Origin of the sequence: Hymenobacter sp. H14-R3, assembly GCF_030063445.1 — a bacterium.
GTDB lineage: Bacteria > Bacteroidota > Bacteroidia > Cytophagales > Hymenobacteraceae > Hymenobacter.
This window is the reverse complement of the sequence record NZ_JASITD010000026.1, coordinates 62,054-68,651: the sequence shown is the minus strand read 5'-3', so window position 1 is coordinate 68,651 and position 6,598 is coordinate 62,054. Positions and strand designations below refer to the sequence as shown.

General features: G+C 59.1%; 8 protein-coding genes. 3 read left to right on the top strand and 5 right to left on the bottom strand.

Annotation, left to right across the window (positions count from 1 at the left end; all coding sequences use genetic code 11):
• Window positions 1-241 precede the first annotated feature (241 nt).
• Window positions 242-883 (top strand): DUF6985 domain-containing protein, encoded by a 642-nt coding sequence (locus QMK33_RS19190; RefSeq protein WP_283566238.1) that lies wholly within the window; start codon window positions 242-244, stop codon window positions 881-883.
• A 15-nt stretch (window positions 884-898) separates the two neighbouring features.
• On the opposite strand, the gene QMK33_RS19185 is transcribed toward QMK33_RS19190, so the two are convergent.
• Genes QMK33_RS19185 through QMK33_RS19175 form a run of 3 tightly spaced genes read right to left on the bottom strand, consistent with a single transcriptional unit; the run spans window position 899 to window position 1,978 of the window.
• The gene (locus QMK33_RS19185; RefSeq protein ID WP_283566237.1) at window positions 899-1,303 is read right to left on the bottom strand and encodes a hypothetical protein; all 405 of its coding nucleotides are present in this window, start codon (window positions 1,301-1,303) and stop codon (window positions 899-901) included.
• A 14-nt stretch (window positions 1,304-1,317) separates the two neighbouring features.
• Window positions 1,318-1,689, bottom strand: a complete 372-nt coding sequence (locus tag QMK33_RS19180) for a cupin domain-containing protein (protein WP_283566236.1) — start codon at window positions 1,687-1,689, stop codon at window positions 1,318-1,320.
• 31 nt (window positions 1,690-1,720) lie between these two features.
• The gene (locus QMK33_RS19175; RefSeq protein WP_283566235.1) at window positions 1,721-1,978 is read right to left on the bottom strand and encodes a Kazal-type serine protease inhibitor domain-containing protein; all 258 of its coding nucleotides are present in this window, start codon (window positions 1,976-1,978) and stop codon (window positions 1,721-1,723) included.
• A gap of 180 nt (window positions 1,979-2,158) precedes the next feature.
• Between QMK33_RS19175 and QMK33_RS23665 the strand changes: the two genes are divergently transcribed.
• Both QMK33_RS23665 and QMK33_RS19165 read left to right on the top strand, forming a co-directional pair.
• A complete protein-coding gene (locus QMK33_RS23665; RefSeq protein WP_502867079.1) occupies window positions 2,159-2,743 on the top strand; it encodes a CsbD family protein in 585 nt (194 codons plus the stop codon).
• Between the two features lie 145 nt (window positions 2,744-2,888).
• Window positions 2,889-3,284 carry a YtxH domain-containing protein gene (locus QMK33_RS19165; protein WP_283566234.1) on the top strand — a complete coding sequence of 132 codons (396 nt, stop codon included), beginning with the start codon at window positions 2,889-2,891 and terminating at the stop codon, window positions 3,282-3,284.
• Window positions 3,285-3,572: 288 nt separating this feature from the next.
• Here QMK33_RS19165 and lysS read toward each other — a convergent pair whose 3' ends face one another.
• Complete coding sequence (gene lysS, locus QMK33_RS19160) at window positions 3,573-5,129, bottom strand: lysine--tRNA ligase (RefSeq protein ID WP_283566233.1); 1,557 nt, start codon at window positions 5,127-5,129, stop codon at window positions 3,573-3,575.
• Between the two features lie 241 nt (window positions 5,130-5,370).
• Window positions 5,371-6,474 carry a hypothetical protein gene (locus QMK33_RS19155; RefSeq protein ID WP_283566232.1) on the bottom strand — a complete coding sequence of 368 codons (1,104 nt, stop codon included), beginning with the start codon at window positions 6,472-6,474 and terminating at the stop codon, window positions 5,371-5,373.
• Window positions 6,475-6,598 lie beyond the last annotated feature (124 nt).

Here is a 6,598-nt window from a genome sequence, read left to right as displayed (position 1 = left end):
CCGAACTGGTTTGCAGGGCCCGCCGGATGGCCGGCGTGGTGCGGGCGCTTGCGTGAAGTACTTGTTCCATAATTTTGCCTGACAGTCGCGGGTTAAAGGTACGCCATGACTCTCTGGGACCATACAGCTAGTCTATATCTTTTCCTAGGTAGTGCCATGCTCTCAGCCCGCTGCGCAGGCCCGCGCTTTAGGCGGTCCGGCATTCCTGTTTTATCACCCCTGTTCAACTACTTGTATGTCAATGCCAACTCAGCCAGTCACCACTATCCCGGGCCTTACCTGGGCCGAATACGAGTGGCAAGGCCCCATAGTGTTGCCCGAATGGGAGGAGTTCAACCAGGGCTGCGGGGCCTGGAAGGCCGTGCGGGCCGCCACCAACGCCCGGCGGCGCAAGCGCGAGAAGCACGCTGGCCAGGAGCGGGATAGTGGTGGCCCAAACAATTACGTCCCTCAACTAACCGTTGATGCCCTGAATGAGGATACGCAGTTGCCGCCCAGACCCGAGCAGGTGCGGGCCTACGAGTGGCTGCTCACCCACGAAAGCGAGCTGCTGCAAGCTACGCTGGCCTATTTTTACCGGCAATGGTGGACTATCCTGCTCACCTACGACCACGATGACGATAATGCCAATCGCCACAGCCTGCCCTTTAAGCTACGCGCCCCCGAGGAGCTGTGCGGGCTGGTAGAACTGCACTACGTCTACATCAAAAACAAGCATACCGACGGCGTGGCGCACATCGGGCTGGCCCTGAGCTGCGATTGGGATACCGAACATGGCATGGGGGTGTACACCTGCCGCAGCGAAGTGCTGGGTTTCGGCAGCAGCGACCTGGCTTTCGGCAACCTGAAATCGGCGTTTAAGATTGAGAAAGAGGAATACTAAAGGCCACCTGGGTCGCTAGCCCGCCGCCCAGGCCCGCGCCTCGGGCAGCAGCGTGAAGTGCCGGAACTCGTAGTTCAGGCCCGGTACGGCAGTCTGATACATGCCATTGATGGTGAGGCGGTTAAGTACTTGTTCCGATTCGAGGTGCGCGAAGCGGAGCACGCCTAGCTCGCCGAGCGGCAGCAGTATTTCGGTGTGCGTCCACTCCAGGTCTTTGGGGCGCACGGGCCCCAGGCGGCGGTCGTCGGCTACCCAGCCCGTTACGTGGTGCAGCCGCGCTAGGCGCAGGGCTTCGGTGAGAGCCCGCCGAAAATCGTTGCTGCCGGCAAAGCCCAGCCACTCGGTTTCGAGCACGATGTGCCGGCCCCCGGTGTGGAGCAGTAGGTTGAGAAAATCAAAGGAAGCGAGGGTTTTAGTCATTAGTAAAGAGCAGCTTATTCTTCCCGGTGCACGGTGGCGGGGTTAAAAGCCGGCACGCACACCGACCAGTACTCGCACTCCGCGTCAAAGGGGTTGGAGTAGCGCACCCGCGCCCCGGCCCGAATCAGCAGCGACTCGCCGGCTTGCAGCTCTACCTCGTCGCCATCGATTTCGAAGCGCTTGCGGCCGCGCACCACAATGGTAATCTCGTCAAATTCAGGGCGTTGGTGGGGCTCGCTCCACTGCGGGGGGGCCACCATGTGGGCTACGCTATACGCGGCCGTGTGGGAGCTGGCCAGGCCTATGTGCTCTTCAATGAGCTTGCCATCAGTGGTGGGTACGCGAAAAGGCTGGGGGTTGCGGAAGTATTTTTTATCGGCCGACATAGCAACGTGGGTAAAAGCGAAAAAAATAAAACTAGGGCCGGCTAGGGCAAGGCCCTGGCTGGAAGCTGCGCAGGCCGGCGTTGCGGGCCACGCAGGCATTGGCATAGGTGAGGCCATTGCAGCCGCACACCGGGTCATGCTCCATGGTGCAGATACCGTTGGGGTTAGCGCGGCTGGCGTCGAGGCAGTTGGTGGCGGGCGGCGCTTGCCGGGCCAGCCGCGGCTGGCAGCCGCCAACCACCAGCGCGGCCCCCAGTAGCAGGCAAGTGAGAGCAGAATGAATAGGCATGGGCCCTTATACGCAGGCCCGGCCGCTAAGGGAAACCTTGGCCGGGTGGCTGGCTCACTAATTTCGTGCCCGGCCCCAACCCCCCGGCCCGGCCCCCGTATAGCTGCCCATATCCGGGCTGACGGCCATCTACCGTGCCGGCCCCGGTTTCCTCACCTTACCATTTTACTATTCCTTCTCATGTCGTACCGCGAAGAAGATAACAACGCAGGCAAAATTCTTATCGCCGCTCTTGCTGGTGCTGGCGCTGGCATTATTGCTGGCATTCTGCTGGCTCCGGATAAAGGTTCGGCTACGCTTGAAAACTGGAAAGACTCGGCCAAAGGATACGGCGGCCAGCTGAGCGACCAGTTCAATAAATACAGCGCTGACCTTGAAACGAAATTCAAAGGCTTGTCCGACAAGCTCGAAGACCTCGGTATCTTAGGTGCCGGTGGTAGCCTCAACATTGGCGGTAACTGGGACGAAATCAAAGGCAAGCTGAAGCAGCAGTACGCGCAGCTCACCGATGAGGACCTAACCTATGCCGAAGGCAAAGGCGACGAGCTGCTCGGCAAGCTGCAAGACAAGCTGGGCAAAGGCAAGTCGGAAATCACCAAAATCATCAACGACTTGGTGGGCAAAGGCGGTGATGTATCTGATAAGGCTAAAGATGCTACTGATAAGGGTGTTGACGCTGCCAAAGATGCCGCCGACAAAGGTGCTGATGCTGCCAAAGATGCCGTAAACAAGGGTGCTGACGCTGCTAAAGACGCCACCAAATAAGTATTGCCTAGCCTCGGCTAGCAGAATAAAAAGCCCTGTGCCTGCTGGTACAGGGTTTTTTTGGGCTCCGGCCTAACCACCAACTCGTTTCCCGCGTTAGCTTACCCAAGTTCTCCTATCCTGCTCACTAAAGCTGTTTTCACCTATGCCCAACGACAACGGAAAAGTCATTGTTTCGCTATTGGCTGGTGCCACCGCCGGCATCCTGGCCGGACTGCTACTGGCCCCCGAAACCGGCGACGAAGCCCGCGCCGGCCTGCGCGAGTCGGCCCGCAAGTGGTGGGCCGATAGCCTCGGCAAGGCCCACGATGCGTTGGGTAAGGCTAAAGACGCCGCCGCCGCTACCAATCCCAGCGCCGCCGTGCGCGAAGACCGCCAAGCCGCCGATGCGCTATTTGACTCGATGAGCAATGCCGAGCCCGGCGACCTGGCCACCCCCGTCGGCAACGGCCAGTCGGTAGCCGGCGATGAGGACTACGACTCGCGCGGCGACCTAGACTACGATGGCGACGCCGGCGAAGGCCGCCACCGTGCGCTGTAAGTACCTGGCAATAAATTTTTTACATAATTCACGCCCACCGCAACTCCACCGCGTGCACTTGCGTATGAACTAGTGCAAACGGCCTAACCGATGCCCGCTGTGGTACCAGTAAAATTGCCGGTCGTAGGAGTTTCTGCCAGTGTTGGTTAAACATGCTGGTCGTAAAATCAGACTACCCATCGCACACTTCTGATAGCTAAGAGGCCTGGCACCAGGCTGTTCGTAAAAAGGCCCGCCCCCAACAGAATGGGAGCGGGTCTTTTTTTACGGCCGGTCGCCAGCGCTTCGTTACGAAGCGCTGGGCTGGGCTTTGTCCTGCGCTACTACCTCGGGGCGCATCTGCGGGAAAAACAGCACGTCCTGGATGGAGTGCGAGTTGGTCATAATCATGCTCAGGCGGTCGATGCCGATGCCCAAGCCAGCCGTGGGCGGCATGCCGTACTCCAGGGCACGCAGGAAGTCTTCGTCGAGCACCATGGCCTCGGTGTCGCCGCGCTTGCCCAGCTCCAGCTGGTCTTCGAAGCGCTGGCGCTGGTCGATGGGGTCGTTGAGCTCCGAAAACGCGTTGCAGATTTCCTTGCCGTTGCAGATGGCTTCAAAGCGCTCCACGAGGCCGGTGTGGTCGCGGTGCTTTTTGGCCAGCGGCGACATCTCCACCGGGTAGTCGGTGATGAAGGTGGGCTGGATGAGCTTGGGCTCGACGTGCTCGCCAAAAATCTCGTCGATGATTTTCGACTTGCCCATGCTGGGGTCGAGGCCCACGTGCAGCTTGGTAGCGGTTTCGCGCAACGCGGCTTCGTCCATCTCGCCAATGGCCACGCCCGTAAACTTCTCGATGGCCTCAAACATGGTGTAGCGCTGCCAGGGGCGCTGGAAATTGATTAGGTTGTCGCCCACCTGCACCTCGGTTTTGCCATGCAGCGCCATGGCCACGCGCTCTACCATTTCCTCCACTAAGTCCATCATCCAGTTGTAGTCCTTGTAGGCTACGTAGAGCTCCATCTGGGTGAATTCGGGGTTGTGGAAGCGCGACATGCCCTCGTTGCGGAAGTCCTTGCCGAACTCGTACACGCCGTCGAAGCCGCCCACAATCAAGCGCTTGAGGTACAGCTCTTTGGCAATGCGCAGGTAGAGCGACATATCCAGCGTGTTGTGGTGCGTTTTGAAGGGCCGGGCCGCTGCGCCGCCGTAAAGCGGCTGCAAAATGGGGGTTTCTACTTCCAGGTAGCCTTTGTCGTTCAGGTAGTTGCGCATGGCCTGCACCAGCTGCGTACGCTTGATGAAGGTTTCGCGCACCTGCGGGTTCACCACCATATCCACGTAGCGCTGGCGGTAGCGCTGCTCGGGGTCGGTGAAGGCATCGTAGGTGATTTCTTCGCCGGTTGCCTCGTCCTTTTTGGTCTTCACTACGGGCAACGGGCGCAGCGCCTTGGCCAGCAGCACCAGCTCCTTCACATGAATGGACGTTTCGCCCACCTGCGTCTTAAACACGTAGCCTTTCACGCCAATAAAATCGCCCAGGTCGAGCAATTTCTTGAACACACTGTTATACAGCGTTTTATCTTCGCCGGGGCAAATCTCGTCGCGGTTCACGTAGAGCTGAATGCGGCCCGACGAGTCCATGAGCTCGGCGAAGGAAGCCTTGCCCATCACGCGCGACGACATCAGCCGGCCGGCCAGCGACACCTCCTGAAAGTTGTTGAGCTCGGGGTGGTAGTTATCGTGAATTTCCTGGGCGGAGAAATTGACATCGAATAGCTCGGAAGGGTACGGGTTGATACCCAGCGCTTTCAAGTCGTCGAGCTTCTGGCGGCGCAGGATTTCCTGCTCACTGAGATGGTGCATAAGTAATGTCTGAACCGCGGATTCTTCGGATTTATCGGATTAATCGGATTTTGGGACCGATTAATTCGGTGTAGGCCGGCTGCTTGCCTGGGCAATAGCCAAAGAAGAGGTTCGTAAAGTGAGAGTGAAACGCAAAAGTACAGCATGAAAAAAGCCGCCCCGAAAAGGAGCAGCTTTTTCCCAACGATAGCGTAACCAGGGGTGTCAGCCCCGTATCTGCGAAATCCGTTTGAATCTGCGGTTAAGCGGCCATTTTTAGCTCCGGCTCGGGCTCGGCGCCCAGTAGCGTGGGCTGTACCCGCGTGCGCAGGCGCTCCTGCACAAAGCCGTGCTGCAAGTGGCTGGGCAATTCGCGCACCAGCCGCTCATACCGCTCCAGGCCCAGGGCCTTGGCCACGTAGGTTTCATGAATGCCGTTGAGGTAGCTCACAATGCCCAGCAGCGAGCTGTGAAACAGGCGGAAGTCAATGTCGGCCTCTACGTAGCGCTCGATTTCGCGGCTGCTCTGCGAGATGCGCAAACGGCCCAGCAAATCGAAGATGGTGGTGTAGCCCAAGCGCCAGGTAATCTGCTGCCAGTGGGCGGCTGTCCACTTATCGAGCGGCTTGCCGGTTTTCTGGCTGCGGATGGCCGTGTTGGGGTTGGCCTGCACGGTCTGGCGCACGGTAATGGCCTTCTGCTTGCGGGTGGTGCGCAGGAACTGGCCAATCTGAGCCTGGGCATCAATCTCCTGCGAGGCGATGTGCAGGCCGGCTTTGTAGCCCGCCAGCGGCAGGCGATGAATGTTGAAATCACCGTAAGCCCCAGCCGCATAGAACGATACGGGGCGCGGGTAGGCGTTCTTCACTATCAGGCGGCCCACTTCGCGGCGAATTACCTGGGCGTTATTAGAGCGCACGCCGGTGGTATATAGGAAGGCTTGCAGGCCCGAAAGAATGGTGTGGTACGCCTGCGGGAAGGTCCAGTGCAGGGCGTTGCGCAGGAAATTTTCGTCGCCCAGCTCAGCGGTGGCGCGCAGCGCGTACTCGGTGCTCCAGCACGAGTGCAGCAGCTTGGTTAGGGCCGTGGCGTCGGTTTCGGTCAGCTCGGCCTGGTGCTGGCGGAAATAGGGGAGGTGCGCCAAGCCACCCAGCGGGCTCTCGCCGGCCTGAATGTGGGAGCTAAGCGCGAAGAAATAGTTGAGAAACACTTGGGCCGGAATGGAGCGGCGCCAGGTTTCATCGGCCAGACGCTGATGTTCCTGCTCCTCGGGGGTGAGCAGGGCTTCGGCGGTCGAAATGGCCATTACCGGGGCCGGATATGTCTCGGCCGGAATGAGCGGGATAATGCGGGCTTCGGGTTTCATTGTCATACCAGGTAAACCAAATGCCAGGAATTTTAGTTGCGATTTACTAAAGATATTTCAGGCTATTTGCTAAATTTGTTAGTGGCATGGCGTGGGTGTTTTTTAGCCCGCAGAGGGCGCAGAG

Excerpts from the sequence above, each read along its gene's own strand:
- QMK33_RS19190 (WP_283566238.1), top strand. The coding sequence starts at position 242 with ATGCCAACTCAGCCAGTCACCACTATCCCGGGCCTTACCTGGGCCGAA.
- QMK33_RS19185 (WP_283566237.1), bottom strand. The coding sequence starts at position 1,303 with ATGACTAAAACCCTCGCTTCCTTTGATTTTCTCAACCTACTGCTCCAC.
- QMK33_RS19180 (WP_283566236.1), bottom strand. The coding sequence starts at position 1,689 with ATGTCGGCCGATAAAAAATACTTCCGCAACCCCCAGCCTTTTCGCGTA.
- QMK33_RS19175 (WP_283566235.1), bottom strand. The coding sequence starts at position 1,978 with ATGCCTATTCATTCTGCTCTCACTTGCCTGCTACTGGGGGCCGCGCTG.
- QMK33_RS23665 (WP_502867079.1), top strand. The coding sequence starts at position 2,159 with ATGTCGTACCGCGAAGAAGATAACAACGCAGGCAAAATTCTTATCGCC.
- QMK33_RS19165 (WP_283566234.1), top strand. The coding sequence starts at position 2,889 with ATGCCCAACGACAACGGAAAAGTCATTGTTTCGCTATTGGCTGGTGCC.
- lysS (WP_283566233.1), bottom strand. The coding sequence starts at position 5,129 with ATGCACCATCTCAGTGAGCAGGAAATCCTGCGCCGCCAGAAGCTCGAC.
- QMK33_RS19155 (WP_283566232.1), bottom strand. The coding sequence starts at position 6,474 with ATGAAACCCGAAGCCCGCATTATCCCGCTCATTCCGGCCGAGACATAT.